At 35.4% G+C, this 1,231-nt stretch carries 1 protein-coding gene; it reads right to left on the bottom strand.

Translation table 11 applies throughout. The features are described from left to right. Window positions 1-40: 40 nt before the first annotated feature. A protein-coding gene (locus SPD45_RS14345) for an IS3 family transposase (protein WP_336268461.1) occupies window positions 41-1,152 on the bottom strand; the annotation gives its coding sequence in 2 pieces (ribosomal slippage) (window positions 41-903 and window positions 903-1,152; 1,113 coding nt in all). Window positions 1,153-1,231: the final 79 nt, after the last annotated feature.

Here is a 1,231-nt window from a genome sequence, read left to right as displayed (position 1 = left end):
TGGAATGTCAACACTAAACTGAACAGAACTTTTAAGGTTTTTAAGCATTTAATAACTTGTATTCAGCAGGTGATAAATAATTTAATGATCCATGAACTCGAATATTATTAAACCAATTTACATAGTCGAAAAGTTCAAGATCAAGAGCTTGTTGACAAGGGAAAACAGTGCCATTAACGAACTCTGTTTTAATCGTCTTAAACATTGCTTCTGCAACAGCGTTATCATAAGGGTTTCCTTTTTCACTCAAGGAGCGTTCAATCCCGAATGTTTGAAGTGCATCATCAATTAATTGGTTATTAAACTCACTACCCCGGTCTGTATGAAATAATTCGAGACGATTAAGATTGTATGGGACAGATGCAAAGGCACGTTGAACTAGAGCTGCAGTCTTGTGTGGACCAGCACTGTAGCCAATAATTTCACGATTATATAAGTCTACTAAAAGGCAGATATAATGCCATGTATGTCCAACACGGACATATGTTAAATCACTTACAACTACTTTTAGTTCCTTGTCCTGTTTAAATTCTCTGTTCAATATATTACTAGTTTCAGATTCGTTTACTGTTGATTTTGTTGGCTTAAACTGGGCTACTGTATATTTAGATACGAGTCCTTGTTGCTTCATTATTCGACCAATGCGCCGACGTGAAATTTGCCAACCGAGTTTTTCTAACTCTACTTTTATTTTTCTTTGACCATAAATATTTCGACTATTTTTAAAGATTTGAACAACTAAATTCGTTAGTTCTTCTTCCTGGTTATCACGTTCTTTGGATTCATAATAGTACGTACTTCTAGGGATTTGCAGGACTTTACACATTGCTGATACCGAGTATTTGTGAGTGTTATTTCGAATCACATCTACTTTCGTCCCATGATCAGCGCGGCTTGCTTTAAAATGTCATTTTCCATTGCTAGTCGTTGATTTTCCTTACGAAGTTTGATTAGTTCTTCTTGTTCTGGAGTTCGATTGTCTTTCTCTTCAAATGATCCAGAATCTTTGTATTGTCGAACCCATTTATCAAAGGCAGAAGACGTCAGCTCGTATTCTTTGATAATTTCACTTCTAGGCTTTCCTGATGTATAAAGTAGAACAACCTGTTCTTTGAACTCTTTAGTAAATGTTCTTCTTTTTCTTTTAGTCATAATTGATTCTCCTCCGTTCTCCGTTGAATCAAGTTTATATGACCTTAACGAATCTGTCTAATCTAGTGTAACCTGTCCA

This window comes from Pseudogracilibacillus sp. SO10305, assembly GCF_037072005.1.
GTDB lineage: Bacteria > Bacillota > Bacilli > Bacillales > Amphibacillaceae > Pseudogracilibacillus > Pseudogracilibacillus intestinigallinarum.
The sequence above is the reverse complement of the archived record's forward strand: the minus strand, read 5'-3'. Positions and strand labels throughout refer to the sequence as shown.